Source organism: Phyllobacterium endophyticum (assembly GCF_003010935.1).
In the GTDB taxonomy this organism is placed as follows: domain Bacteria; phylum Pseudomonadota; class Alphaproteobacteria; order Rhizobiales; family Rhizobiaceae; genus Phyllobacterium; species Phyllobacterium endophyticum.
Genome location: NZ_PGGN01000003.1, coordinates 346267 through 372055, shown reverse-complemented (window position 1 = coordinate 372055; position 25789 = coordinate 346267). Strand labels below are relative to the sequence as shown.

Sequence of the window (25789 nt, the reverse complement as noted above, 5' to 3'; positions counted from 1 at the left end):
ATAATTAAATGCAGAGTGCCCGGTCGACATCCCCACTGTCAATTGTTTTTAATTATTGTCGACACTTGTACTTTCATATATGCAGGCCGCGACAGGAGGCACTCGCGATGGCGCGGACGGACGACCGTTTCAGGGTAACTTTCAACGCGGTTCTCGATGAGTGCTCCACGTTGAAACCAGGTGACCTCCTGGCTTCGGAACTCGCGCTTGCCGCGCAATTTGACGTGAGCCGTACCGTGATCCGTTCGATTCTCGAGCGTTTGAACATGATCGGGGTGGTGCAATGGAGGGGGCGTCAGAAAGCGCTCATGCGCATGCCGCGCCCCGGCGAATGGCTGCCGGTCAGTGCCAGCCAGGTTTCTCCCGAAGAGCTCGAACGTCAGTTTCTCTACTGGATCCTGCGTTTTGACGTCCCGCCGGGCACGCCGCTCAATGTCGCCGAACTTGCCCGACAGTTTCGGGTCAGCGTCTACGGCTTGCAGGAGTTTTTGGCGTCGCTCAGCCGGTTCGGCCTTGTCAAACGTCGGCCCAAAAACGGTTGGGAGCTGGTTGGATTTACTTCGGATTTCGCGATCGAACTTTCCGATTTTCGAATGATGATTGAGCTCAACGCGATTTCGCAACTCATAGCTCTGCCCGACAACCACCAGATCTGGCACAAGATCGAGGAGCTCGACGACGCGCATCGCGCATTGGCAGCGGCAATCGATGAGCGCTTCCATGATTTCTCCCTGCTGGACGAGCGCTTTCACCTGGCAATAGGCAGCGTCACGCACAATCGCTTCGTCGCCGAGTTCCAGAAGGTGATCTCCTTGATTTTCCACTACCATTATCAGTGGGATAAGAAGGACGAACGCGAGCGTAACGCAGCCGCGATCGACGAACATTTGCGGCTGATCGCGGCCTTGAAATCGCGCGACGAAGCCTGCGCACTCGCGGCAGCGCGCGATCACCTGCGCACATCAAAGCAGACACTACTCTCCTCGCTGCGCATAAACGCCCTATCGTAGCGGGCCCCAATGGCATCAGCGCCCTCGGACGATGGCGCATGAAGCATCGCGATTGTGATTGGCTCCCGCGCCTGCGTGCGTTTCCTGGAGTACCGCTGTGAGTCAGGGTGGCTTACGTTCCGGCCGGGTTTAGCTGGCATCCGGCCAGTCGACGAAGGCGGGAAGTTCAGGCCCACGCGACTTCAAAAAAGTTGGGGCTTGGTGGATAACCAAGGAGCGGCCACCTTCTGGTGGGTTGCTTCGATCAGGGGGAGCGATGAGAGAGCGTACATGTACGCCGTCGCTGGCGGCTCAAGCAAATCCGTTTTCGAAAGAAATCCTGAGACGGAGCTGTCTTTCCAAGCTGACCTATTGCTGCCGCCGTTCCCGCAGGCGAGGGCGACAGCTATCTCTCGCGCCGGTTGGCGGACAAGCAGATGGTCACACGGCTTCGCCAGCCTTGTCGTTGATTATTGACTTCCGGGGGGGCTGGCCCTCTGATGAACAGAGACCCACGGAGGCAGGATGCTCGACAACCCCACAGACCTGACACGCGAAGACAATACCATGGCTGCGCTCATTCGCGACTACGACTGGGCGGCCACAAGTCTTGGTCCCATGTCCTCGTGGCCGGTCCCGCTGAAGTGCGCCGTTGATCTTGCGTTGCCGTCCCAGGCGCAGATCGTCATGTTTTGCGGCCCAGAGTTTGTTGCGATCTACAACGATGCCTATGCCCCCAGCATTGGCACCAAACACCCCGCAGCTCTTGGGAGACCCGCGAGGGAGAACTGGGCCGAGCTTTGGGAAGACCTCGAGCCGATGCTTCGCCGCGTGTTCGAGAACGGCGAAACTGTCACGGCGAAGGATAGGCCGTTTTATATTGAGCGTCCGGTGCCGGAAACGGTGTATTTCGACATTTCCTATTCGCCAATCTATGACGCCAATGGAAAAGTGCTTGCGGTTTTCTGCATCGTCAACGAGACGACCGAACGGGTGGGGTACGAGGTCGCGCTTCGTAGAAGCGAGGAGCGCCTGCGCTCAATGATCGAGCACACGATGGTTGGTGTCATCCAAGCTGATCTGGAAGGACACTTATCATTCGTAAATCCAGGGTTTTGCCACATTGTCGGCTACACGCGAGAGGAATTGCTGACACTAACGCTCAAGGACATTACCCACCCTGAAGATTTGCCCGAAGACATGGCGCAGGTGCGGAACCTTGGTGTGGAGGGCAAGAGCTTCGTGATCGAAAAGCGATATATACGCAAGGACGGCACTCCGATCTGGGTTTCCAACCATGTCTCAGCCGTGAAGGATCGCGACGGCAGGGTTGGGGAAGTCGTCGCGGTGGTCGTCGATATCACCGCACGTCGCCGCGCATTGGAAGCCGAACGACACTTGGCAGCGATCATCGCATCATCGGAAGATGCCATCCTTGGAATCGACCTGAACATGATGATAACGGATTGGAACGGCGGAGCGGAGAAGGTCTATGGATACACGGCCGGAGAAGTTCTCGGCAAGTCCGTTGCCATCCTCATACCGGAGCATCGGGTCGATGAGGAAAGACGTATCATCGACCGCATCAAGGCCGGGGAGCGGGTCGATCCGCACGATACCGTCCGCCGTCACAAGAGCGGCCGCGAGGTCCAGGTTTCCCTATCCGTTTCGCCCATCTACGATGCTTATGGCCGCATCGTTGGCGCTTCGAAAAATGCCCGAGACATCAGCGTGCGTATTGAAGCTGAGCGAACGAAGAACGTTCTCATTGCCGAGCTGAACCACCGTGTCAAAAACGTGTTGGCGACCGTCACTGCCATCGCGAGGCAGACCTTCGGCAAGGCGACCGACCTCGAACTCGCCGGCGCCACGTTCGAGGCGCGTTTGCAGTCGCTGGCTCGAGCGCACGATCTCCTCACCCATGGAGACTGGCAAAGTGCCAGTTTGGAACGCCTCGTCCGCGAAGCAGTCGCGCCTTATCCCGCAAGTCGTTTTCAGATCGAAGGTCCCGAAATCTCCGCTCCGCCGAAACTGGTGGTCGCACTATCACTCATTCTGCATGAACTCTCCACCAACGCTGCGAAATATGGACCGCTGTCGACGGACACTGGAAAGGTAAGCGTGGTTTGGTCAGTGGTGCGGGCCGAGGAACCGAAGCTGCTCATAGACTGGATCGAAAGAGGAGGACCGCCTGTCGCTTCGCCGACACGCAGAGGATTTGGTTCGCAATTGATCCAGGGGCTCTTGTCGGCGGAGCGCGGCGGCCAGGTGGAAATGATCTACGCCCCATCCGGATTTCGCTGCCATCTCCAAGCGTCGCTGAGTGCCGAGTAGGCGGGCGATAACAACTCGCGGCCCATTGCATAAAAGGCCGGCCGTTCACGCGGTGCGATTGAAGTTTGAACGAGCATTTTGTCACCTTGGCCAAAACCCGACCAGCCCCGAGTGCCCAAAGCAGGCGGCGGTCTGTTAACGCCCCGAAGCAACCGTCCTTTACGGCCCAACGTGACGGATCGAAACCTGACCGAGAATGCAATGCGGGCAATTTCCTGCTTCAGACATGAGGCGTTCGCGATAGTAAATCGGCAACGAGCCGGACGCGGTGGCTGATGGCCGCCAGGGTCGACGTTACGAGCTGGTCGGGAAAACCATTGGGCAGCGCCGCGATAGCGGCCCCTGCCGGCTGTTCGGCGTTCGCCTCGATGTCTTCAAACATCGCTTTCATCGCCAGGGTGCCGACACCGCAAAGGTCCGCTGCCTGCATGAAGTGACGGGGGTAGGATGTCATGGATAGCACAGTGGCGGTTTTTGCCAACCGCCATTGCAAGTTTGAATTTCTTGCGCGGGATCCGGCGGACGATCTGTTCGTTCATGTCGCCAAACACCAATATACGCGCCAGCGTATAGGCGTCAGTATAGGGGAGCGCGGTTAAAAGGCTGATATACGCGCCAGCCCAAGGATTGTTATGCGGAACCCGCCCAAGGAGACAGATACACTCAGCCAGGTCCTGGAAAATCGTCGCCTGGCTCCAGAATTTGACCTAGACCTTTGTTGTGGGTCTTCTCGTGGGACGGAAAACGCATAATCGATGCTGCAAAGCTGTGACGCGGCTAGCACTCACACTGCTTCATGCGTGTGAAATTCATCCTAAGAAGTTTCTACCGGGCAGAAGGTTTTGTTGAAAATACCCGAGGCCTCATCTAGTCAAGCGCTACAAGGGCGGTGTCACTCATCATCTTGCCCTTTTTGTTAATGGTCGAATAACACTTCCTGCGAGACGTCGCGATCAGGGGATTTATGGGCATTGCTTGGTCGTTGAAGATGCACCCGCACGATGTCGATGACGAACTGACCAATGCTGCCGATCCAATCACCGACATGTGGACCAACCCGTGACGACCGCAAACAAGCTCCCCGTTCTGCAGAGTCTTGCGCCCATCAAGTTTCCGCCAGAGACGACTGAATAGAGGCAAGCTTTGGCTAGGACCCTCACGGACCAGCATTGATGCACCGCCGCACCGTACATGCGGCGCATCTGCGCCTAAGGTCGCTGTAGTGGAGCTAAGAGACGCGATGCAGGTTGTTACGGGGCTACAGCCAGTTGAGGGACCGTGACGGCCTTCTAAAAGCCGCCCCCGGGGCTTGTTTCCATGAATGAGCACTGGCTCTCGCCTCATCGTCGTCGAATTCGACCGCGCTGACAATGATGAGCTTGTGTCTGCCTATGATCCTATGCAATTCGATACTCCAGAAGAGGCTGTTAGCATGGGGCTGCTGTTTAACTGCAAAGCGCGCCGACGTTCCGCCATGGAGCCGCGGGGTCCAACCCATATCGATGCTTTCGGCCTGCCAACTGCGCTCTTCGCATGCGGCGAAGTAGCAGAGACGGAGTGAGGATGCGGGTACGAGACGGCATCAGTCGGGATCTTATCCGGTGCGCAAACGATGCCGTGGTTCTTTCCAACGGCGAGAAACAAGCGTTATTGCGGGAGACCTCGACAGTCATCCACTGGTACCAGGCCCTCTTTGCTTTATCCGGCGAGCCCGCAAATTACCCAGGTTCTGATATTGCGGCTCGGTTGAGCCAGTTCGCCGACGACATCGATTTCAGGTACGCGGACGAAACGAAGGCGATTATGCTTGAAGCGGCGGGTACAATAAGGATCATGCGGCTGATGCTCGGTATCAGGCAGGAGATTCTCGATGAGCCTCTCTGAGCCCGGCTTATGGACCAAGCGTTGGGCGGTTTCGCCCCGCGGTTTTGCGCTGTGACTTTGGAGGCCGCCCGACCAGAATATTCTTCCTAGAGGATATGTTTTATAACGCTGATGGCCTATGATTGATTTGACCCCCGAGACATTCAACCAGAGATCCTATGAAACCCGCAAAATCATTTGTCGTTGAAATCAAACGCAACGGTCGTCGGCAGGTCGTTCGCGATCAAGAGCCGCTATGGGACCCCAGGCAGCTTCAAACAGCAACGGACGCGGTTGAAGAAACTCAAAATACCTCTGAAATCGATTGCAAGCCAACCAAAGGGAATAGCTAGGGTCCAAGTCACGCCATACCGGTCATTGGCGGCTCTCGCAGAACTCCATATTCTGCGACGCGGCAGATTCGGGAAGGCAAGTGTCGTCAGTCGGGACTTGCGCGACAGGGGAGCGGCGGCTTCCTACCCCAAAACGAACTGTAGCCCAGCTTGAGGTTGACAAGTAAAAGGCTTCTGCGCACAATTTGCGCTCGGTGGATACAGCCTGCTGCTTGCGCCCCTCGGGGTACGGTGAATGTATCGAGCCACTCATGGCTCCCTTTGCCCGAACGAACGGGTCAGCAACGCAAGCCCCTGACGTTTTCCGTTCGTTTATGCAGAGGACCATCTCATGCGCGATTTCCGCGATGCCAAAGCTATGGCGAAAACCCTACGTGAAGCGCTTCACGCCAAATCTGTCACCTTCACCAACAGTGAGAGCCAGGAGCTCGTTGCTCGAATTCTTGGCTTTCGAGACTGGAACGTATTGGCCGCAACGATCCAGGCAAGGCAGTCGACAGCGACATCGGTGAGTGCCGAACCGTCTAATCCAGCGGGGGCGGAGATCCCCCTCGTTCCTATGCGGGACTTGGTCCTGTTTCCGCACATGATCTCGAGGATTTTCGTGGCACGCGAGAAAACCCGACAGGCCGTGGAACACGCTCTTGCCAGCGACCGGCGCGTTCTCGTTGTCGCCCAAAGGCATGGCGACAACGATCATCCCAGCACTCTTGAAGCCCTCTATCCAGTGGGAGTCATAGCAAACATGGTCGATCGCCAGACACAGGTGGACGGGACCCTCAAGGTTACCGTCTGCGGGCTTCAGCGAACGGGCATGGTCCGGCTGACCGATGACGGGTTCCTGGCGGCGGAGGTTACGCCAATTGACGACGAACGCGGCCAGTCGACGGAGGCAGCCGCTCTGTCGAGTGCGGTTCTCGATGCGTACCAGATTTACGCCCGGGTCGATTTTTCTGCACTACCGCCGGGATCCAAAGCCAGGTTCGCCCTGCCTTCGATCGGAAATCCCGGCCTGTTAGCCGACACAGTCGCCCCTTTGCTATCGACCAGTCTCGAACAGAAGCAGCAACTCTTGGAAACCAGTGACGTGGTGGCCCGTCTCCAAAGACTCATCGAGCTGATGAGCAATGGCCGGCCCAAGGCTGTCGCGTGAAAACCGACTTTTTGCGACGCACCTGCCTGACCGTCATGAGAAGGTAGCAGTTCTCCGCGTGCCGCAAATGAACCCCTATTGTTGCTGTGGTTCCTCTCCAGACACCTATAGTTTGGCGATGTTCTTATCAGGGCCCACCGAAGTAGCCGAGCTACTACGATATCACTCAAGGCGTTGCTGGGGTGTAATCTTGTGTCGAGCGCAATATTTTCCTGGGAGCCGGTTGCTTCGCAGAGTGGTGCCGGCCGACAAGGCGATGCCCTTGCTCGCGGCGCCAAGCGACGCATCGCCGCTGACGCTCAGGGTGCGTGCAGTGATGTTGAGTCCGCCGTTGAAGGTGTTGGTGCCCGTGAGGGTCAGGGCACCGGCCCCCGCTTGGTCAGCCCGGCGTTCCCGGTCAAGATCGTTGTGGACAGTGACCGGCACTCCCAGGTTCACCGTGCCGGCGGCGGCCCCGCCGAAGAAGGCGTTGTCGAGTGCGCCATTGCTCCAGGCGCCATAGGGGCCGCTGACGCCATCCCCGTTGGGCTCCAGAAAGACGAGCTTGTCCCATCTGCGTACCGCCGCGGTTGGCGGCGGTGCCGTTAGGATCCCAATATATATCGGCAGCACTCGCCGAACTTGCAACAAGAGCCGGAAGCAGCGTCGCGGTCAGGCTACGCACAATCGAGAATCGCACGGCACTATAACAGGGATTCCGATGCTCAAGCAGCGCCCCGCCTGTTGAAACATGGAATGGCTCCGCTTCAACTTCGCGACATTCACACTTGAGAAGAGTAAGGTTCTCCAATGATGATCCGACAACTTGGGCTCTACCTGTTGAGGGTAAAGTTGGGGTCTTCGGATGGGGACTTCGTTAGCTCCATATTTTCCGTTAAGTATACCTCAATGGCAGCGATCGATCCCTGAATCTCACTAAGAGCGCGAAGTGATTTGTCGTTCTCGCCACTCTTTAACATCCCGGCGATTGCAACAGACCGTCTGATCTTCAGCCTAGAAAGTAGCTCTTTCCTGTTCATTTCTTCCACTCCGTCGGGTCAGGCCTAGTTAAGCTGAGACGGCAGAATAACATGCAGTTATTCGCCCGCAATCGGACATTTCATGAGAACTTTGATAGTTGCCGCAATGCTCTTCATAAGTGGGGATTTCTACGCGCAAAGATTACGTTGCGAACCGGATTTATTGAGCAACGACGTCTCGATCCAGCCTTCGCCATGGTCACGGCTGCGTGCTCACCCCAGAGCTGCTAATTGACTGGAATGTTGGGCGAGACGACTGCTTCGTTCTAATCACTCTCGACGGTCTACACGTTGTCCGATTGTTAACTTACACCACAGCACTTCTTAGTAGCGCCTCTCCCCGCAACCAAAGCAATTTCCAGCATCCACTGGAAGTTAGGCACTCGGACCGGCATACGCGGGCGCGTTGTATCCGCATAAGGACGCAGATACACTCAGCCAAAGGCACGCCAATCATCGCCGGCCTCCAGGTGTTTTATGGGCTGTCTGCGAACCCGGACGGGAGCGCCGCGACAGAGGCAATCCTCTGAGCCTAATGCAGAAAACTGATCTCCCGCGCCCGCAACCAGACAGTCTGGTTGCGGCCGCAACAAGCCGGAACCCCTGCGGTTTTATCGCGACCGTGGCATTGGCGAACTTCAGCGTGGGAAGCGGCATGACCACTTGGAAGGTCATAGACTGGAAAGCGGACCTACCCAGCAAAACTCCCCTACCTCAGAACAGAGCCGTCACGCAGATCTTATCAAGGCCGGGAGTCCAAGACACACGTCACGATTTTAGTGACCCGTAGCGGGTCTGCTACGTCAGATGATTCAGCACGTTGATCAACTTTCCGGTGGGATCGACGATAAAGAAGCGCCTGACGCCCCATGGTTCGTTCCTAAGATCGTGGACTACCTCGCAGCCCATCGCCTTCGCGCGGCTGTACACGACATCCACGTCATCAACCTCTATCGATAGGTCGGGGACCGGCGCTCCCGACCCTCCCTCGCTAAGAATGCTCATCTGGATGACCGCCACTTCGGCGGTTCCCAGCGTAACCACCCAGCCAAGGTCCATTAGAACGTCCAACCCAAAAAGGGCGGAGTAGAACGTTCTAACCTCTTGGACCGAATCTGCTGCGACATTGGCAACGATACGTTTTACGACCATTGTTCATTTTCCCATGGATGATGAGAGTTGCAGCAGTCACACCAGGGTTGGAGAGGCGCTAGCTGCTGCCACAAGCTATTTGCAACAACCGGGATCATCCGTAGGACAGCAGCTGGAGTACCGTGGGAGGCCGGTCGCATTCAGGCGGAGCTTTCATCGGGTATGGCAGCGGGATTCCAGACGATTCCCACAGATGCCCATTCGGGTCACGGAAGTATCCCGCGTAGCCGCCATAGAAGGTGTTCTGCGCGGACTTGATGATCTCGCCGCCGGCGCGGGCGGCCTCGGCCATCAGCTGGTCGACCTCTTCCTGCAGCACGACGTTGTGCCCGATGGTAAAGGAGGTGGAGGTTATCGGCGCCTTGGGCAGACCTGTATCATAGGCGAGGTCGTCCTGCGCCCATATTGCCAGCTTCAACCCACCGGACAGCTCAAAAAAAGCCACGGCGCCATGCGCGAACTCGCGGCCGATGATCCCTTCCGTCGGCAATCCGAGGCCGTCGCGGTAGAATCGCAGCGAGCGCTCGAGGTCGGCGACGGCAATTGTCAGGACGGAAATGCGCGGTTTCATCGTTGTTCCCGGGTTGACCGAGGTCACATGATAAAGTCGTGGCCCCGCGAGGGTCTTGAACGAAACGGCCACCCGCAGCGCTCACGGGCGGGCCTTTGGGTGGACCTTCACCGGTTGCCGTCCGAAATATACGAGTTCATCGACGGACGCTGTAGGGTGGTGGCCCCAGCACGGCAGCTCCGGTGAGGTTGGGCAGCAGGCCGCTCGTCCTTCTTCTCTATTCCAACGGACTGCCGGGACCGTCACGCGGGTCGAGCAGGCTGGCGGCAGGATCATCAGGCTAATCTACGATTTTCTCCGGCCAACGTCTTCCATTTCCCCGATCCGGACGGCTACGAGTTGGTGCTCTAAACCAAAGATGGCATTCAGCAGATCGCCGTGATTTGACGGCCCGTAGCCCCGTAGGCTATTCTGAGTGTGTTGCACCCTAGCAGTGGTCTGCGCAATGATCCCCGCCGATGAATGCCATATCCTCGCCTTCCGCGCCGGCACCTACAACGAAACACTGGCGATCCCCACGCTCCGCCCGCATTTCCTGTGCGCCTGGACCAACGAGATCGCTGCCGTCAAAAGGGTCCAGTCGACTGTGATCCCGGACGGGTGCGTCGACCTTCTCTGGCGCGACAACAGGTTCACCGTCGTCGGCCCCGATGCCTCGGCCGCCCGGCGGGTGCTGCGACCCGGCACGATCTTGGGACTACGGTTTCGGCCGGGCGCCGCCGAAAAGTGGCTGGGCCTGCCGCTCGATGCGATCGTGGGGCAGGAAGTGTCGATGTTCGAGTTGTGGGGAAAGAGAGCCATCGAGGTGGCCGAAGAGCTGGAAGCCGAGCCCATCGCTGGCAACCGTCTTGCGCTGTTCCAGGAACTCATGGCGGACGTGGCGGTGGCCATTCGGCCTCCGCCGGCCGAAGCTTCGGTGATGGTGAGGCTCCTCGACACACAGACGGAGGGGCGAGTACCGGTGAGCGCTCTCCCGGACCATTTAAACATGAGCGAGCGAACGCTGCGCAGGTGGAGCCGAAGACACTTTGGGTACGGACCGAAGACGCTGGACCGGATTCTTCGCCTGCAACGCCTGAAGGCCTGTGCCGAAGTGTTGCCGCAGGGCTCCCTGGCAAGTCTTGCGATCGACGCAGGCTATGCCGATCAGCCCCATTTGAGCCGGGAAGTTCACGCATTGTGCGGAATGACCGCGAGAGAATTCGTTCGCCAGCTTGTAATTGACGCCACCCTCGGCGACGGGAAGCGATGATGAGGTCGATAAGACCTGGCTCCACGTGCAATCAAATAGGATTTCCAGCATTGGGTGCTATGGAGCAAGGAGGTCGCCCGACATTTGCTACATTGGAAATGGCACTACTCTGAAATTTTTGCCTTACAACAGGATGATGCCAGCGGGATTGCGACCGGTCTTGGCGCGAATGAGGGTTCTCCAGACTGGCCTTGCCAGTGGTAGCCAGGGCCGATACCTGAATAGCGATGATTCTGGTTGCGTCGCGTCGCCAATTTCTCCGCCGAAAATGCGAAGCTTCTGCGAAACCTTGCATTTGAACGTTGATTGGTGTCGATCCTCCACCTTGTGATTTGACGAAGCAACTCTCTCGGCTATCCCTACCTTTGTACAAAGCGCTCGGCCGACGGTCGTACACAAAAATCGAACGTGGGAAGTGTTGGCCTCGACTTTATGGTAGTGTGGTCCAAGGGAGACTGGCGCTACATGGGCGAGATGCGGAAGATTGCAGCAATCCTGGTTTCCGACGTGGTCGGCTACAGTCGGCTCGCTGGTGCCGACGAGGATCGCATCCTGGCAAGGTTGCGGGCCCTGCGCAGCGATTTGATCGATCCTACAATCGCCGTGCATCATGGCCGCGTGGTCAAGCGCACCGGCGATGGGAGCCTGGTCGAATTCCGCAGTGTCGTGGATGCCGTACGCTGTGCCATCGAAGTGCAAAATGCTATGGTTGAGCGCAATGCAGGCCTGCCGCCCGACCGCCGCATTGAATTTCGCATCGGTATCCATCTGGGTGACGTTGTGGAGGAGAGTGACGGGGACCTGATGGGTGACGGCGTCAATATTGCCGCACGCCTTGAGAGCATTTGCGAGCCCGGATGTATCTGTCTGTCCGAGCAGGCCTACTGGCAGGTCAAGGCCAGGCTTGATCTGGTAATCGACGACCGCGGTGCAATGCAGCTCAAGAACATCACCGACCCGGTAAGGGTTTATTCGCTCCAAGTTGGCCTGCCAGCCCAGCCGAAATCCGCAGCATCACAGACCCAGGCTTCAGGAGAACCTTCAGCGCCACCGTCCATTCCTGACAAACCCTCCATCGCCGTGCTTGCGTTCAACAACATGAGCGGCGACGCAGAGCAGGAATACTTCTCTGACGGTATAAGCGAAGACATTATTACGGACCTTTCGAAGCTGTCGGAATTGCACGTGATCGCCCGCAACTCATCGTTCGTATATAAGAAGACGTCGGTTTCCGTTCCGGATATGGCCAGGATGCTCGGCGTCCGCTACCTGCTTGAAGGTAGCGTTCGCAAAGCGGGCAACAGGGTTCGGGTTACAGCGCAATTGATCGATTCAATGAGCGGCGGACATGTCTGGGCCAGCCGCTTCGATCGCGACCTGACCGATATTTTCGCAGTTCAGGATGAACTCACTCAGGAAATCGTGTCTGCCCTCAAGCTCAAGCTCACGGCTAGCGAACGAGACCACCTGGCCCATGAGCGTGCGACGAACATCGAGGCCTATGAATTCCTGTTGCGCGGCCGCGAGCAGAGCTTGGCTTGCACCCGACCCGGAAACATCGCGGCGCGCAACTTGGCAGGGGCTGCAATCGCTGTCGATCCGGCATATGCGGCGGCCCACGCCCTCATCGCCTTCACGCATGTGCTTGATTACATCAACGCCTGGAGCACTGAGCCTGACAACTCACTGCGGACCGGATTGGAACTCGCACATCAAGCAGTCGAAATGGACGAGCAACAACACAATGGTCACTTCGCCCTGGGTATGGCTTGCATGTGGAGCCGGGATCTTGACCGTGCTCGGGCAGAGGCGCAACGGGGACTTATGCTTTCCCCCAACTCAATCGACCTCCTTTTGTTATTTGCCCATATCCAGATATTTTCTAGCGATCCAGCATCTGCGCTCGAGACGCTTGCTGTTTCGATGCAGTTGGACCCGCACTACCCGGATGTCCTGCTACAATTTCTCGCCGATGCGCACTTTTCCCTCGGCGACTATGAGAAAGCTGTTGGCGCACTCATGGAGCGGCTCGCACGCAACCCTCAGTCGGACATCGCCCATGCCCTGCTCGCTTCCTGCTATGGCCACCTTGGACGACCTGGAGAAAGCCTTAAGGCCTGGGAACAGGCCATTCAGCTCAATCCTACATTTTCCATTGAACGCCGCCGCCGCGTCCTTCCGTTCCAGAACCCGGATGACTTTCAGCGCCGCGTAGAAGGCCTCCGTAAGGTGGGACTGGCAGGTTGACGCGTGATCATCAGGGTTCAAAGACCCCGTAGTTTCCAGGCCGCGCGCCGGAGGAGCTTTCCTTGTTGCGGGTTAGCGCGGTTTCATCGAAGGCAACCAACCCAAACTCTTGGTCAAAACGATGGAACACAGGTAGACAGAAATTGGAAGCAAAAGCCATGATCTGTAGGAACAGCGCCTTGTTTTCTCTCACGAGTAGATGCTTCTCATGCAGGCTATCGCCTCACCGCCTTGGACATTTCTTTTGGCTTGCTGAGCAGAGCCTCTCTTTCTGTCGAGACAGCGCTGTGAGGTGCTCCAATGTCAAAACCGATACACGAGCCAAATTCATAGTCGTTGCTGGTAGTCGGCACAGCACTAGCCCGATCACCCGAGATTGGACACCTCCTACAGGCGAAAAACCATCAACAGCGTATCGGAAGGGAAAGCAAGTTTCCGGCTCACCTCAGTTCAAGATCGATTCGGCCAAATGAATGTCAAAGTGCTCGTGGCTTTCCGCGCTTTCTGGGAAGGTCGCCCATTTGAAACCGAATCGTCAATAGCTGGACCATGCCGGTCTGGCGCGAGCCAGAAATCAACTTAAGCGCTTGTCGCAGGCAGCGTGGAAAGCAGCGTGCCCGATGGTCACGGGAACTAAGGCGTTGTGAGACCGTTAGCCTCGGCTCGGCTGAACAAGATCTTGTTGGAATTACTCAGCGCGGTCGATGATGAGGTTACCAGTCCTCCAGAACAATGCAGGATCGTTCAATGCAAATCGAACCTCCCCGTCATGCAGACGAAACCGAAAGTGACACCTACCTGGTCGATCAGGTTCTTGCACAAAACAAAGCAGCTGTGAACGCAGAACAATCGCATGAGCCATCCATGTCAGAGCAACTGGCGGCACTGCGTGCGGAGATTAGCCGCCTTGCCGAGTCGGCAAGTCTTATCGCTGAAGAAGTAGCAATAATTGTCGCCCAGGCGCCGACACGGCTACGGTACGAAGGTGAAAAGCAAATTTATAAACGCCCCGTCATCTCCCTGCTCGCAATTGGGATCTTAAGCTTCCATCTTACGCAGGCGATCTTTGGCAGGTCCAGAAGGGTAAGATGACGATTTGCTCCTGCCTGGACCCTTGACGAAACTCTGGTGCATGGGTTGGTAGCAGATCAAGCAATCGAAGTGACAATCCGGGCGATGACCAAGGCCAAAGCCAACGTCACGCTGCTAAAGACGATTCCGGCATTCGGTGAGATCTTGCCCAGCTGATCGATGCACCGATCGTGGGACAGCCGGCCATCAGTACGGTCGCCTGAGTGCCCGGCATGTTCAATCCATCAAAGGGGCGTAACGTCGAAGCCAAACCACTTCTGCGACAATGTTTTGATCGTGCCATCGGCCTTGGCTGCATCGATGGCCTTGTCAAACATAGCTTTCAATTTCGGTTCGTTCTTGCGCATACCGACCGAGCTGCCTTTGCCCAGGAACCCACCTTGAAACCTTGGACCAGCGACGGTCATTTCCTCATTGCCTGGCTTGGCGGTCGATGTCGTCAGATAAGCCATGGAGGCCATAACGAGATCAACACGGCCCGCAGCAAGATCAAGATCATGTTGCTCGGTGGTCTTGTACTCGCGAACGTCGACAACATCCTTCAGGTATTTTTCGACGAAGGTCGCGCCTGTCGAAGCGGTCTGCACGCCGATGGTCTTGCCTTGCAAGAGTGGCTTCAGCTTCTCCAAAGCGTTGACGGCGCCTGCCTCATTGGACGCCAGCGAGAAAACCTCCCCTGTGAATTCCATGCTTGCCAGCGGGCTTGATTTCAACGTTGCGAAAGCCTGGCCGGTAGAACCATAGGACTGGCTGAAGTCGATAATCTGCTCACGCTTCGTGGTCGCCGACATGCCCGACATGATGGCGTCGAACTTGCCGGCATTGAGCGCCGGGATCATCCCGTCGAAGTCCTGCACGACGATCTTGCACTCAACTTTCATGTAATTGCAAAGATACTTCGAAAGCTCTATCTCATAACCGTCGAGTGTTCCGTCGGGCCTGGTAAAGTTATACGGCTTGAAGGCGCCTTCCGTGGCGATGGTGACCTGCGTCCATTTCTTGCCTTCCGCATGGGCGGTAGCCGAAAAGACAAACGCCGCCAACAGCAGGGCTTTGAGCGTAAAGATTACGTATTTCATTTCCAGGAATTCCCCTTTTTGATCGCGGCTGATCAATTCAACCTTTGATAAACTGTTTAAATCGTTCGGATTTAGACTTGACGAAAACATGGTCAGGCCGGCCGTCCTCCTCAACGAGTCCCTTGTGCAGGAAGACGACACGGCTTGAGACATCGCGGGCAAAGCCCATTTCGTGGGTGACCACCAGCATGGTGCGGCCCTCTTCGGCCAGACCACGCATGACGCGCAGCACCTCGCCGACAAGCTCCGGATCGAGCGCCGAGGTCGGCTCGTCGAACAGCATCACCTTCGGCCGCATGGCGAGAGCGCGCGCTATGGCGGCGCGTTGCTGCTGGCCACCTGACAGGTGCGAGGGATAATGATCGCGTTTTTCAGCGATACCAACTTTCGCCAGAAGCGCTTCGGCCTCTTCCACGCACTCCTTGCGTGGGCGCTTTTGCACGTGGACCGGCGCTTCGATGACGTTTTCGAGGATGGTCTTGTGCGACCACAGGTTGAAGCTTTGGAACACCATGCCGAGCCGTGAGCGAATACGTTCGACCTGTGCCTGGTCCGCCGCCCGGCTCTTGCCATCGCGCGTGCGCTGCATGCGGATCGTCTCGTCGCCGACCGTTACGTCGCCGCAATCGGGCACTTCAAGAAGATTGATGCAGCGCAGCAGGGTCGACTTGCCGGAACCTGAAGACCCGAGGATCGAAACGACCTCGCCTTCGCGTGCGCCGAGCGAAATCCCTTTCAGCACCTCGACATTACCGAAACTCTTGTGCAGATCCTTGACGTCGAGCGCCAATGGCGTGATTGCAGGCACCTGAGCGTTCATTTGCTCTCTCCTTGAACGGGGGTCTGCAGCCGCGGCGCGCGAAGATGCGGGCTCAGCATGTATTCGACGACATGCACCAGCCGCGTGAGCAGGAAATTGATGGTCAGGTAAATCACGCCAGCGACGATGAAGACCTCGATGGCGCGGTAGGTTTCCGAGATGATTTTCGCGGCAACCCCGGTGACTTCCATCAGCGTGATGATCGAGGCAAGCGATGTCGCCTTGACCATGGAAATCATCTCGTTGCCATATCCCGGCAATGCCTGCCGAATCGCAAGAGGCAGGACGATCCGCCGGAAAACCATAAGGCGCGGCATGCCGCAGGCACGGGCGGCTTCTATTTGGCCGTGCGGAACCGACAACAGACCGCCGCGGATGATTTCGCTGGCATAGGCGGCAGTATTGAGCGTCAGTGCAATGACGGCGCACCAGTAGGGCTCGCGCAATATCGGCCACAAAATCGTATGGCGCACCGCCGGAAACTGGCTGAGCCCGTAGTAGATGAGAAATATTTGCACCAGGAGCGGCGTGCCGCGAAACACGAATACGTAAAACCTGGCAAACCAGTCCAGAATGCGAACTCCGGAAAGCCTGAACAACGCCAGACCGAGGGCGAGAAAAGCGCCGAGCAGGATCGACGCGGCAGCAAGTTGCAGCGTCAATGGAATGGCCGCAACGAGGCTGATGAACGTTTCAAACGTGAATGTCCAATCCATCAGTTCCTCCTGACGCCGCGTGAAAAGTAGCGCTCGGACCATTGCAGCAGCGCACCTGAGAAGGTCGAGATCATCAGGTAAATCGCACCGGCCACGACATAGAAGTTGAAAGGCATTCCGGTTGATCCGGCGCCCACCTGGGCCTGACGCAGCAATTCCGCGACGCCCGTAATCGAAACGAGAGCCGATTCCTTCAACACGACCTGCCAGACATTGCCCATACCGGGCAACGCATGACGCAGCGTCAATGGTGCGATGATCCGGCGGAACCGCACAGCGCGCGACATGCCGCAAGCGACAGCCGCTTCTATTTCACCCCGGTGCACGGCCTTGAATGCCCCGCGAAACACCTCTGTCTGCTGCGCGCCCGACGTAATACCCACCGCCAATGCACCGGCCAAAAAACCCGGAAAGCCGATAAACCCCTCCGAACCGAAAAAACGCCCGATCGCTGTTACCGCTGCACTGCCGCCGAAATAGAACAGATAGATGACGAGAAGGTCGGGAATACCGCGCAGCACAGTCGTATATCCATCAGCGATGGCCCGTATGGTCCTGCCGCCGGAGACCTTTGCCCAAGCACCGAATGTGCCGATGATCGAACCGATCAGAAATCCCGATATGGCGATGAGTATCGTCATCCAGGCTCCAGCCAGAAGGGCACCGCCCCACCCACCCGGTGCAAAGCTGACGACGTCAAGGAAGTCTGGCTGGTTCATGACGCGTGCGATCCGACTTCATGGAGATGATTGAACGGCATAGCTGTGCCCTACTCATGAAACTGCGCGTTCAGTTTCCGCTGAATGTTGGCGTGAGATCGAGCTTGCTCCACTTTTCCGAAAGCGTCTTGATGACGCCTGCCTCGGCCGCAGCTTTGATCGCAGCATCGAACTTTTCGCGAAGGTCGGTCTCGCCCTTGCGCGTGCCAAGCGCTACTTCCGTTGCAAGCATGGCGCCTTTGACAAGGGGGCCGGACATCTGCAGGTCCTCATTGCCTGGCTTGGCCAACATCGAGGTTGCGTAGACGCCACTGTCGAAACCCGCATCAATACGGCCTGCCTTCAGGTCGAGATCGCGTTCGGGCGAACTCTTATAGGTGCGGACCGTAACGGTATTGCCAAAATAGGATTGGATAAGCTGTTCCTGGCTTGTCGAGCCGACAACGCCGACAGACTTGCCCTTGAGCTCCTTGCCGATCTCGGTCATCACGGGGTCGGCCTTGGCATGGTCATTCAGGTTGAGGCGCTCGCCTGTCATGGGAAGAGCGGCTACCGTTCCGTCCTTCACCGTCAGAAAGCTGGCAACGCCACTCGCATAGGGCACCGTGAAGTCGACGACCTGCTTGCGCTTTTCATTGATGCCGAGCGTCATGACGAGGTCGAACTTGCCGGCGTTCAGACTGGGGATAAGGCTCGTCCATTCGCCCGTGATGAGTTCGCATTCGACCTTGGCGCGCGTGCACAGATCCTGGATCAGGTCGACATCGAAGCCCGACAATTTGCCGGCAGAGTCAATCATGTTCCAGGGCGGAAAGGCACCTTCGATTCCGACTTTGACACGGGTCCAGTCCTTGGCGTTTGCCGCCGTACCCGTGAATGCCAAAGTGGTTGCTATGATAGCCAGCAGCAATTTTTTCTTCATGTTCATTCCCCTTTGTTTGGAGGCCGCAAGGCCTCATTATCCGCGAACTGTTGCCGGACCGCGTTCAGGTCAGCACCGCCTCCAGTTCCGCATTGGCTTCACGCAAGGCATGGCAAATGCGATTTCGCGTTTGACGCGCGTGCACCGCATAAAACGGTAGGTCGGCCGAACCTTCCGGTTGCCGCGCCAGTTGTCTGATCCCCTCCAATGATGGCCAGACCGGATGCGGCAGGGCTGAATCGTGGTGGAAGCGCTCGCCGGTCGTATAGTTGAGCGGGACAAGCCGGCGCGATGCGCGCATGAGCGCAGCATTGATACGTGGGGTCTCTTCATCGCTAGCGGATTTCGACCGGGCAACCAGGTTTGCCGCATTGTCCCGCAGAAACGACACACCCGATTCAAGGGCGCTGATATCCAGCCTGTCGCCGAGTTGCCGCTTGAGGTGCGCGATTTCATCCGCCAGGGAACCGGCATAGGCCGTATAATCATAAGGCAGGATACGGGACATCAGCAGCGCTCGCAGAGCGCCAAGAACGATCCGCGTATCGCGTACAAGGTTTTGCGGATCGATGTGCTCGATCGTATCATGCGGGGTATGCCACCACCAGCCGAGCGCCGTCAGCATTTTGACAGGTCCCGCAGGCTGATGGCTGAGACTTCCGAACATCGAAGGAATGCCGATGCCCCAGAACGACTGGTCGGCGGCGCGACCATGGCGCCGCCCGGCATGTTTCTGGCCGCTGATGACTTCGACCGCCTCAAACGCCACTGCCTTCAACTCGTCGACCACTCCTGAATTGGTGAGCACACTTGCCCCCTTGCCGCCGGTCGAATCCACGTTGACGTGGGCGATGCAGCGCTGCTCCAACTCGGTCCAATATTCGTCCGCATACCATGCCGAGCCCGAATAGCGCCCGTGTGAGTGACCCGACCAGAAGCAGATGCGCAGCCCCCTTCGCCATTCGCAGCGATGGGCGGCAAGCAGGCGCCCAGCCTCCAGCATTGTCGCATTGGCGCCGCCATTATCCATGACGCCGTAGTGCCATGTGTCGTGATGGCCCGAGAACAACACGAAAGGTTCGTCTTGATTGCCGACCAACGACCCCAGCTCAGCAATCAGCAGAGGCGTTTTGCGCCAACCGGTATCGACCTCGGCCTGCATGGAAATAGTGACTGCCTCCCCTTGCTCGCAGCGTGTCCGCAGCTTCGCCCCTTCATCATTTGGCACGGAACAGATGACCGTGGACGGCAGTATTGAACGTGTATGCTGTGAAGGGCTGCCCCACACAGGCGACACGCACATTTCATAGAGATGCTCGTTGGGACTGATATGAAGCTGACCGATCGCCCCGGCAACGCTGGCAAGCGCAGCGACCTCTTCGCTCGCTATACCATCGACGAGGACGATTTTCCCGGCAACGTCCGTTGTGCTGAACTCGGCCGCTGTGCCTTCGCCGACGTAAACGATTTCAGCCGAAACGCCTGATGTGGATACGGACATCGAATGGGTAATGCAGCGCAGCATGCGGCTATCCACAATGACGCGCGCCTTGCCTGGTAGACTGATATAAGCATCGTGCTGGATGAGCCGGACATCGTAACCATAGCTTTCCATCTGCGCTTGCAGATAGCGGAAACTTTCAAGTTCTTCGGCCGTACCGGACAGTTTCACCCTGCGCGAAAACTCGCGAATGTGTTCCATCAGCTGATCTTTGTCCGGTTCAAAACCTGTCTCAGACATCCGTGTTCTCCGGCAATGGCGGCTCGACATCATCCGGTATGGGGTTGATGAACGGTTTTCCGTCCAGACGCTGTCGATGATCGGCCTTGGCGGCCTCAACGAGATCGGGATTGGCAAATAGGTCGATGGCGGTCGCCGCCATCACTTTGGCAGCATGTTCCATGCCCTTGTGCGCCGCAGGCAGCTTGCCTTGAGCGACCAGCTGCCATGAATGTCCCGGCGTGCCGATGGCATAGGTCGCCCCGCGCATCTGTACTGTCGGGACAACCCAGCTCACCGTCCCAACATCCGTCGAGCCGACGATCGATCCGTCACCACTTTGGGGGGGGAAAATGCTGCCGCACAACGCCTGGCCTTTTTTGGGCGTCACATTGAAGCGCTTGTAGGAGGATAGAATATCCTCTTGCGAGAACGTTTCCTGAAATTTCCGCGCCGTCTCATGGTCGGCCTCGTCGAAATTAGGCGGGCCAAGACGCTCCAGTTGCGCATGCATCAAGGTTTCGAGCGGCGTGTTGCCAACAAGATTGGCATCGCCACTGATAATGCGGCTGCGGACGGTGGTCTCGGTCATTAATGCCGCACCGTCTGCGACCTTCTTGACCCGCGCGACAAGGCTATTGAGCTCCGGCAGGTCACGCGCCCGTACCAGGTAGCGTACGGTGGCCCGGGCCTGAACCACATTCGGGGCAGAGCCGCCTGTGTCGGTAACGGCATAGTGGATACGCGCGCTCGATGGCATATGTTCGCGCATGTAGTTCACGCCGACATTCATCAGTTCGACAGCGTCCAGGGCGCTGCGTCCCAGATGCGGCGTTGCCGAGGCGTGCGACGCGCGGCCGCTGAAATGGAAATTGATTTCGTTGCAGGCAAGCGAGATTGGATTGTTCACGCCGGCAAAGGCTGCCGGATGCCAGGAAATGGCAATGTCGACGTCGTCGAATAGGCCGGCACGCACCATGAAGCCCTTCGATGAGCCGCCTTCTTCAGCGGGACAGCCATAGTAGCGGACGCGACCCTTCAGTCCGTTTTTCGCCAGGTAATCCTTGACCGCAGTTGCTGCCAGCATCGACCCTGACCCGAGAAGGTTGTGGCCACAGCCATGCCCGTTGCCGCCTTCGACAATCGGCCGCTCTTCGGCCAGTCCAGCTACCTGGCTAAGGCCCGGGAGCGCGTCGAATTCGCCGAGAATGGCGATGATTGGTCCGCCCTCTCCTGCTTCGCCCACCACCGCCGTTGGCAAATTGGCGATGGCGCGGGTGATGCGAAACCCTTCTTTCACAAGCAGATGGGCATGCGCGTCCGACGAGCGGTATTCTTCGTAGTTCGTCTCAGGCATCTCCCATACGCGATCGCTCAATTCAAAGAATGCATCACGCTTGGACTCGACGATTTGCCAGACCTCTTCCGAATTTCTCATCTTTTCCCGACTGGTTGTTTTGTGATAGTAACCAAAATTGGCACCAATTTAGACGCAAATAATTTTTACGCAACCTCTGGGTAAAACTATTTGTCTGGCGTACATCTCGTGAGGATGAATGCCTCAGAGCCCCGCGCATTTGGCTGGGACACGGGAGAGAGGGATGAGTGAAGCAAAAGCGAAAACAAGGTCACAGCTCAAAACCGTCGATGTCACCGATTTGATCCTGCACGATATCCTCGCGGGCGTGCTCGCGCCGGGCGTGTGGTTGAAACAGATCGATCTCGAACAACGGTACCAAAGCACCCGGCCGGAAGTGCGGCGTGCGCTTGACCGACTTGTTCAAAGACGTCTTGTCGAACATGTCCCCAATCGCGGTTATCACGTTTATGAGCCCGATGGCCGTCAGGCGACAGAAGTGAGCGATGTTCGTGTTATCCTTGAGACTGCGGTCGCGGACAAGATCGTTGCCAGGGCCTCGGAACTGACGACGAAAAAGCTCAGGGACCTCGCATGCCGTTTTGACGATCTCATCATGAACGGAACCATGATTGAGCTCTACGAAGCCAATCTCGCCTTTCACCGCGAACTGCTTGCGCTTTGTGGCAACAGCGAACTTGTGAACCTTGTGACCGAAATCCGCCAGAGGACGTCCTCGGCGCCGGTGTCACAATGGAAAACACGGGCCCGGATTGAACAATCTTCGCGGGAGCACCACCAGATGATCGATGCTCTGGTTGCGAAGGATACCGAAGAACTGAAGCGCGTTACGGTCAAGCACATCAAGCAGTCTGCGGATCTCAGTGGAGACGGCATCTCTCATAACGGCTAAACCTAACCTCGACCTACGAAATGAGGCGTAGCCTCCGGCCAAAACGACATCGGTTATGCGGATGGCCGGTGGGACCGTTTCGGCTTCATCCTTGAGACAAGTCCCCTCATGGCCGTCGTGGCAATGCCCAAAGACCATCCTCTTCGGGACAGAGCGGTCGTTAACCCCCTCGACCTTGAAACACAGCGAATGATCAGCCTTGAGCGGGCACCATCTTTGCGATGCGCGTGGAGGTGACGCTGGCTGGAGTGCCCCGTCTTTCGAGGCTGGAAACCCGTCTGTCGCATACGGCTTTCACCCTCGTTAGCGAGGGTGCGGGCATTGCCATCATCAATGCCGCATCCGCTTGTGAATTTGTCGAAAGAGGCGTCGTTGTCCGGCCCTTCGGCGTTCCCGTTGACGCCAGTTTCCTAGCCATCCGCTCAGCGAACCAGCCCGCTCGGGCCTCATGGGCCGGTTTGCACGTGAGTTCTGGGACTTTCACGACGATGCGATCAACAGCGCGGGATTGCGAGCTTGTATAGCGTCGGCCAGACCTTGCAGCGGCGACCTCGCAAGAGGGAACGGTAAGCGTTCCGCAAGACATATCCTCGCTCCAATGGGATCGGTTGATAGCGTTTCCACCTGCGACGCCGCCCCATCATGAAGGACCGCTCCACGGCAGATGCGGCCGCCGCCGTTCCAGAGCACACACACGAATGGGCAGGAAGCCTTGGAGGTTACACACTACTAAGCAGCAAGCTCGTTTCGCTGTTCGAGACACCGTCGATCATCCGGACCTCTCGTAGGACACGGTCGAACCCATTGAGGTTTGCTGCGCGAATATTGGCCACGAGGTCCCAATTGCCATTCGTCGTGTGCAAAGTGTGAACCTCGGGTAGGCCGCGCAATTTGCGTATCACCTGCGTCGTCGATTTGCCGACAACCTCAATCATCATGACCGCGTGGACCGCATTGTCATCATAATCTTCCCGAACACGCACTGTAAAACCCATCAGAGTGCCTGTGGCAGTAAGTCGATCCAACCTGTTTTGCACTGTACCGCGTGCCACGCCCATGGCTTGGGCAAGCGTCGAAAGCGAAGCGCGACCGTCAACCCGCAAATGTGCGATAATCATCCGGTCCAGCTGATCAGGCGTGTATTTGGCAACGTCAGCCCGCATCACGTTCCTTTACAATTAGTACAAGTCAGCTGCCACATCAGGCAATTTATTGCCTATAATTACACAAGATTGCGATTTCGGACAGCATATCTGATTTTGTAGGCTTCCTGTCAACCGAACGTTACAGCGCACAGGAGAATCATGATGAGCTTTTCCCCTCCGTCCGATAAGGCAATGGTTCCTTTCGTCAGCGTCGAAAACATGATGCACCTCATCCATCACGTTGGCATCGAAAAGTTCCTTTGCGAACTGACCGACGTCATCGAGGACGACTTCCGGCGATGGGAGAGTTTTGACAAGACACCTCGTATCGCCAGTCATTCCCGTCAGGGCGTGATCGAACTCATGCCAACATCAGATGGGGCTGTCTATAGCTTCAAATATGTGAATGGACACCCGAGGAACACCATCGAAGGACTGCAGACCGTTACCGCTTTCGGGTTGCTTGCCGAAGTATCCACCGGTTACCCTGTGCTTATATCGGAAATGACAATGCTCACGGCACTGCGCACGGCGGCCACATCTGCGATGGCTGCCAGAAATCTGGCTCCTTCTGGCGCTCGCACAATGGCGATAATAGGCAATGGCGCCCAAGCCGAATTCCAGGCGCTCGCGATGAAGGCCGTCTGCGGCATCGAAACGATCAAGCTCTATGATATTGATCCCCGCGCCACCGAGAAAACCCGGCGCAATCTGGCCGGATCTGGACTTGAAGTTATTGGCTGTTGCTCGCCGCAAGCGGCGATCGAGAGGGCCGAGATTATCACCACCTGCACCGCTGACAAGCAGTTCGCCACCATCTTGACCGACAATATGATTGGGGCGGGCATTCACATCAATGCGATTGGTGGCGATTGCCCCGGCAAAACGGAACTCCACCGTGACATCCTGCTTCGATCCGATACTTTCGTCGAATTTGCGCCGCAGACCCGCATCGAAGGTGAGATTCAGCAAATGCCAGCAGATTTTCCGGTGACCGAACTTTGGCGCGTTGTCTCGGGTGAAGCGGCAGGACGATGCAACCCGCAACAGATCACGCTGTTCGACAGCGTAGGCTTCGCTATTGAGGATTTCTCGGCGCTCCGTTTCGTCCGCGCCCGGCTTGCGGGCACTGATTTGTGCCAGAACCTCGATATCATCGCAGACCCGGATGACCCACGCGACCTCTTCGGCATGTTGCAACGCTGCCGCCAATAATTCCTGGAGCACAAATTATGCCCCGACATTCCTCCTTTTCAATCCAAGCACCGTCTGCCGCCGTCATGGTGCGACCCCACCATTTCAATGTTAACACCGATACAGCGGCCGACAATCATTTTCAGGCAAGTGATGAGAGCCACAAAGACCTCGCGCCGCTTGCCTATAGCGAGATAACCCGCGCGACCGAGGTTCTGCAAAGCAATGGTATAAAAATCCATCTTTTCGAGGACTTGGGAATGCAAACACCGGATTCGGTCTTTCCAAACAACTGGTTCTCGACCCATGCCGGCGGTCAGATCGCCGTTTACCCGATGAAAGTTATCAGTCGCCGCCGCGAACGGCGTAGCGACGTGATTGAGTTATTGAAGCAGCAATACCGGGTGCAGGAAATCATAGACTATTCGGGTCTCGAATATGACGGCCTTTTTCTTGAAGGAACGGGAGCGATGGTTCTCGATCACATCGACCGCGTTGCCTATGCAGTCCGTTCAGACCGGACAGATCCGATCGCGCTCGAACGCTTCTGCACCCAGTTCAATTTCGAGCCCATGGCATTCGACGCTCACGATAGCCGTGGCAGGGCGGTCTACCATACCAATGTCCTCATGTGCGTCGCAACGGAATTTGTCATGATGGGTCTTGATATGCTGACCGACACGGGGCGGCGGCAGGAAATCATTGCCAGATTAGAACGATCTGGCCGTCAGGTTATCGCACTGAGCAACGAGCAGATTGCCCGGTTTGCCGGCAACGCGATAGAACTCCAAGGCAAGGACGGACGTGTCCTTGCATTATCGACCACGGCTTTGGCTACGCTGGAGCCCCATCAGGTTGCCGTGATCGAAGAAAGCGCCCGCCCTGTCCCGCTGGATATCCCAACGATAGAACGTGCCGGCGGGTCGGTCCGCTGCACGCTTGCGGGAATTCATCTGACACCCCGCGATTAGCAGGCTTGGCGGTCATAAATCGTTGCGGGCGCAAATTCAGCAAACCGAACCACCCTCCAACGCGCGTTGACATCAAGGCTGGAGAGAGCGCGGCCGATCCGAAATCAACGCGGCCACAGAATGAGACGAACAGCCCATGCAAACAATCCCCTTGCCGGCACCACACTTGCCTGCAACGATTTCTCATTGGCACTGGTTTGCAGGATCA

24 protein-coding genes are annotated in these 25789 nt (G+C 57.2%); 12 read left to right on the top strand and 12 right to left on the bottom strand.

Going from position 1 to position 25789, the window contains the following annotated elements:
• Positions 1–107 precede the first annotated feature (107 nt).
• Both CU100_RS15975 and CU100_RS15965 read left to right on the top strand, forming a co-directional pair.
• Positions 108–1010 (top strand): GntR family transcriptional regulator, encoded by a 903-nt coding sequence (locus tag CU100_RS15975; RefSeq protein ID WP_106717582.1) that lies wholly within the window; start codon positions 108–110, stop codon positions 1008–1010.
• Positions 1011–1514: 504 nt separating this feature from the next.
• Positions 1515–3323 carry a PAS domain S-box protein gene (locus CU100_RS15965; RefSeq protein ID WP_245419061.1) on the top strand — a complete coding sequence of 603 codons (1809 nt, stop codon included), beginning with the start codon at positions 1515–1517 and terminating at the stop codon, positions 3321–3323.
• A 220-nt stretch (positions 3324–3543) separates the two neighbouring features.
• Here the strand turns inward: CU100_RS15965 and CU100_RS15960 are convergent, their stop codons facing one another.
• On the bottom strand, positions 3544–3777 hold the full coding sequence (locus CU100_RS15960; protein ID WP_106717580.1) for a hypothetical protein: 234 nt from the start codon (positions 3775–3777) through the stop codon (positions 3544–3546).
• On the opposite strand from CU100_RS15960, the gene CU100_RS26955 reads away from it, so the two are divergent.
• The 4 genes from CU100_RS26955 (at position 3776) to CU100_RS15945 (ending at position 6692) form a co-directional block, all read left to right on the top strand.
• Entirely contained in the window at positions 3776–3922 is a 147-nt protein-coding gene (locus CU100_RS26955) for a hypothetical protein (protein ID WP_170113863.1), read from the top strand. The genes CU100_RS15960 and CU100_RS26955 overlap by 2 nt on opposite strands.
• Before the next feature lie 722 nt (positions 3923–4644).
• Entirely contained in the window at positions 4645–4884 is a 240-nt protein-coding gene (locus tag CU100_RS15955; protein WP_106717579.1) for a hypothetical protein, read from the top strand.
• Positions 4885–4886: 2 nt separating this feature from the next.
• Positions 4887–5207, top strand: a complete 321-nt coding sequence (locus CU100_RS15950; RefSeq protein ID WP_106717578.1) for a hypothetical protein — start codon at positions 4887–4889, stop codon at positions 5205–5207.
• Between the two features lie 663 nt (positions 5208–5870).
• Positions 5871–6692 (top strand): LON peptidase substrate-binding domain-containing protein, encoded by an 822-nt coding sequence (locus CU100_RS15945; protein ID WP_106717577.1) that lies wholly within the window; start codon positions 5871–5873, stop codon positions 6690–6692.
• A gap of 162 nt (positions 6693–6854) precedes the next feature.
• Here CU100_RS15945 and CU100_RS15940 read toward each other — a convergent pair whose 3' ends face one another.
• The 3 genes from CU100_RS15940 to CU100_RS15925 all read right to left on the bottom strand — a co-directional run bounded on the left by CU100_RS15940 (position 6855) and on the right by CU100_RS15925 (position 9434).
• Positions 6855–7304, bottom strand: coding sequence for an autotransporter-associated beta strand repeat-containing protein (locus CU100_RS15940; protein WP_106717576.1), 450 nt, complete (start codon positions 7302–7304; stop codon positions 6855–6857).
• A gap of 1205 nt (positions 7305–8509) precedes the next feature.
• A complete protein-coding gene (locus CU100_RS15930; RefSeq protein WP_106717574.1) occupies positions 8510–8863 on the bottom strand; it encodes a VOC family protein in 354 nt (117 codons plus the stop codon).
• Positions 8864–8957: 94 nt separating this feature from the next.
• Positions 8958–9434: a VOC family protein gene (locus tag CU100_RS15925; protein WP_245419060.1), complete on the bottom strand. Its 477-nt coding sequence runs from the start codon at positions 9432–9434 to the stop codon at positions 8958–8960.
• 415 nt (positions 9435–9849) lie between these two features.
• Here CU100_RS15925 and CU100_RS15920 point away from each other — a divergent pair, with 415 nt between their 5' ends.
• From CU100_RS15920 to CU100_RS15900, 3 genes are all read left to right on the top strand, one after another.
• On the top strand, positions 9850–10686 hold the full coding sequence (locus tag CU100_RS15920) for a helix-turn-helix domain-containing protein (protein WP_146141858.1): 837 nt from the start codon (positions 9850–9852) through the stop codon (positions 10684–10686).
• Positions 10687–11151: 465 nt separating this feature from the next.
• Complete coding sequence (locus tag CU100_RS15910) at positions 11152–12933, top strand: adenylate/guanylate cyclase domain-containing protein (protein ID WP_106717571.1); 1782 nt, start codon at positions 11152–11154, stop codon at positions 12931–12933.
• A gap of 747 nt (positions 12934–13680) precedes the next feature.
• Positions 13681–14025, top strand: a complete 345-nt coding sequence (locus tag CU100_RS15900) for a hypothetical protein (protein ID WP_106717569.1) — start codon at positions 13681–13683, stop codon at positions 14023–14025.
• Positions 14026–14249: 224 nt separating this feature from the next.
• Here the strand turns inward: CU100_RS15900 and CU100_RS15895 are convergent, their stop codons facing one another.
• The 7 genes from CU100_RS15895 to CU100_RS15865 all read right to left on the bottom strand — a co-directional run bounded on the left by CU100_RS15895 (position 14250) and on the right by CU100_RS15865 (position 21439).
• On the bottom strand, positions 14250–15104 hold the full coding sequence (locus CU100_RS15895; protein WP_106717999.1) for a transporter substrate-binding domain-containing protein: 855 nt from the start codon (positions 15102–15104) through the stop codon (positions 14250–14252).
• Between the two features lie 37 nt (positions 15105–15141).
• Entirely contained in the window at positions 15142–15924 is a 783-nt protein-coding gene (locus CU100_RS15890) for an ABC transporter ATP-binding protein (protein WP_106717568.1), read from the bottom strand.
• On the bottom strand, positions 15921–16640 hold the full coding sequence (locus tag CU100_RS15885; RefSeq protein ID WP_106717567.1) for an ABC transporter permease: 720 nt from the start codon (positions 16638–16640) through the stop codon (positions 15921–15923). Before CU100_RS15885 ends, CU100_RS15890 begins: the two co-directional genes overlap by 4 nt.
• Positions 16640–17359 (bottom strand): ABC transporter permease, encoded by a 720-nt coding sequence (locus CU100_RS15880; protein WP_106717566.1) that lies wholly within the window; start codon positions 17357–17359, stop codon positions 16640–16642. The genes CU100_RS15885 and CU100_RS15880 overlap by 1 nt, the downstream gene beginning before the upstream one ends.
• A 70-nt stretch (positions 17360–17429) precedes the next feature.
• Positions 17430–18281 (bottom strand): transporter substrate-binding domain-containing protein, encoded by an 852-nt coding sequence (locus CU100_RS15875; protein WP_106717998.1) that lies wholly within the window; start codon positions 18279–18281, stop codon positions 17430–17432.
• A 64-nt stretch (positions 18282–18345) separates the two neighbouring features.
• Complete coding sequence (locus tag CU100_RS15870) at positions 18346–20022, bottom strand: M28 family peptidase (RefSeq protein WP_106717565.1); 1677 nt, start codon at positions 20020–20022, stop codon at positions 18346–18348.
• Complete coding sequence (locus tag CU100_RS15865) at positions 20015–21439, bottom strand: M20 family metallopeptidase (protein WP_106717564.1); 1425 nt, start codon at positions 21437–21439, stop codon at positions 20015–20017. The genes CU100_RS15870 and CU100_RS15865 overlap by 8 nt, the downstream gene beginning before the upstream one ends.
• A gap of 163 nt (positions 21440–21602) precedes the next feature.
• Between CU100_RS15865 and CU100_RS15860 the strand changes: the two genes are divergently transcribed.
• Positions 21603–22271, top strand: a complete 669-nt coding sequence (locus CU100_RS15860) for a GntR family transcriptional regulator (protein ID WP_106717563.1) — start codon at positions 21603–21605, stop codon at positions 22269–22271.
• A gap of 719 nt (positions 22272–22990) precedes the next feature.
• On the opposite strand, the gene CU100_RS15850 is transcribed toward CU100_RS15860, so the two are convergent.
• Positions 22991–23434, bottom strand: coding sequence for an Lrp/AsnC family transcriptional regulator (locus CU100_RS15850; protein WP_106717562.1), 444 nt, complete (start codon positions 23432–23434; stop codon positions 22991–22993).
• A 144-nt stretch (positions 23435–23578) separates the two neighbouring features.
• Between CU100_RS15850 and CU100_RS15845 the strand changes: the two genes are divergently transcribed.
• Together CU100_RS15845 and ctlX are read left to right on the top strand one after the other, a co-directional pair.
• On the top strand, positions 23579–24631 hold the full coding sequence (locus CU100_RS15845) for an ornithine cyclodeaminase (protein ID WP_106717561.1): 1053 nt from the start codon (positions 23579–23581) through the stop codon (positions 24629–24631).
• A 17-nt stretch (positions 24632–24648) separates the two neighbouring features.
• Complete coding sequence (ctlX, locus tag CU100_RS15840) at positions 24649–25581, top strand: citrulline utilization hydrolase CtlX (protein WP_106717560.1); 933 nt, start codon at positions 24649–24651, stop codon at positions 25579–25581.
• The last annotated feature ends 208 nt before the right edge of the window (positions 25582–25789 follow it).

Excerpts from the sequence above, each read along its gene's own strand:
- CU100_RS15895 (WP_106717999.1), bottom strand. The coding sequence starts at position 15,104 with ATGAAATACGTAATCTTTACGCTCAAAGCCCTGCTGTTGGCGGCGTTT.
- CU100_RS15870 (WP_106717565.1), bottom strand. The coding sequence starts at position 20,022 with ATGTCTGAGACAGGTTTTGAACCGGACAAAGATCAGCTGATGGAACAC.
- CU100_RS15900 (WP_106717569.1), top strand. The coding sequence starts at position 13,681 with ATGCAAATCGAACCTCCCCGTCATGCAGACGAAACCGAAAGTGACACC.
- CU100_RS15910 (WP_106717571.1), top strand. The coding sequence starts at position 11,152 with ATGGGCGAGATGCGGAAGATTGCAGCAATCCTGGTTTCCGACGTGGTC.
- CU100_RS15890 (WP_106717568.1), bottom strand. The coding sequence starts at position 15,924 with ATGAACGCTCAGGTGCCTGCAATCACGCCATTGGCGCTCGACGTCAAG.
- CU100_RS15875 (WP_106717998.1), bottom strand. The coding sequence starts at position 18,281 with ATGAAGAAAAAATTGCTGCTGGCTATCATAGCAACCACTTTGGCATTC.
- CU100_RS15880 (WP_106717566.1), bottom strand. The coding sequence starts at position 17,359 with ATGAACCAGCCAGACTTCCTTGACGTCGTCAGCTTTGCACCGGGTGGG.
- CU100_RS15960 (WP_106717580.1), bottom strand. The coding sequence starts at position 3,777 with ATGACATCCTACCCCCGTCACTTCATGCAGGCAGCGGACCTTTGCGGT.
- CU100_RS15925 (WP_245419060.1), bottom strand. The coding sequence starts at position 9,434 with ATGAAACCGCGCATTTCCGTCCTGACAATTGCCGTCGCCGACCTCGAG.
- CU100_RS15845 (WP_106717561.1), top strand. The coding sequence starts at position 23,579 with ATGAGCTTTTCCCCTCCGTCCGATAAGGCAATGGTTCCTTTCGTCAGC.
- ctlX (WP_106717560.1), top strand. The coding sequence starts at position 24,649 with ATGCCCCGACATTCCTCCTTTTCAATCCAAGCACCGTCTGCCGCCGTC.
- CU100_RS15930 (WP_106717574.1), bottom strand. The coding sequence starts at position 8,863 with ATGGTCGTAAAACGTATCGTTGCCAATGTCGCAGCAGATTCGGTCCAA.
- CU100_RS15955 (WP_106717579.1), top strand. The coding sequence starts at position 4,645 with ATGAGCACTGGCTCTCGCCTCATCGTCGTCGAATTCGACCGCGCTGAC.
- CU100_RS15860 (WP_106717563.1), top strand. The coding sequence starts at position 21,603 with ATGAGTGAAGCAAAAGCGAAAACAAGGTCACAGCTCAAAACCGTCGAT.
- CU100_RS15965 (WP_245419061.1), top strand. The coding sequence starts at position 1,515 with ATGCTCGACAACCCCACAGACCTGACACGCGAAGACAATACCATGGCT.
- CU100_RS26955 (WP_170113863.1), top strand. The coding sequence starts at position 3,776 with ATGGATAGCACAGTGGCGGTTTTTGCCAACCGCCATTGCAAGTTTGAA.
- CU100_RS15975 (WP_106717582.1), top strand. The coding sequence starts at position 108 with ATGGCGCGGACGGACGACCGTTTCAGGGTAACTTTCAACGCGGTTCTC.
- CU100_RS15945 (WP_106717577.1), top strand. The coding sequence starts at position 5,871 with ATGCGCGATTTCCGCGATGCCAAAGCTATGGCGAAAACCCTACGTGAA.
- CU100_RS15950 (WP_106717578.1), top strand. The coding sequence starts at position 4,887 with ATGCGGGTACGAGACGGCATCAGTCGGGATCTTATCCGGTGCGCAAAC.
- CU100_RS15850 (WP_106717562.1), bottom strand. The coding sequence starts at position 23,434 with ATGCGGGCTGACGTTGCCAAATACACGCCTGATCAGCTGGACCGGATG.
- CU100_RS15865 (WP_106717564.1), bottom strand. The coding sequence starts at position 21,439 with ATGAGAAATTCGGAAGAGGTCTGGCAAATCGTCGAGTCCAAGCGTGAT.
- CU100_RS15885 (WP_106717567.1), bottom strand. The coding sequence starts at position 16,640 with ATGGATTGGACATTCACGTTTGAAACGTTCATCAGCCTCGTTGCGGCC.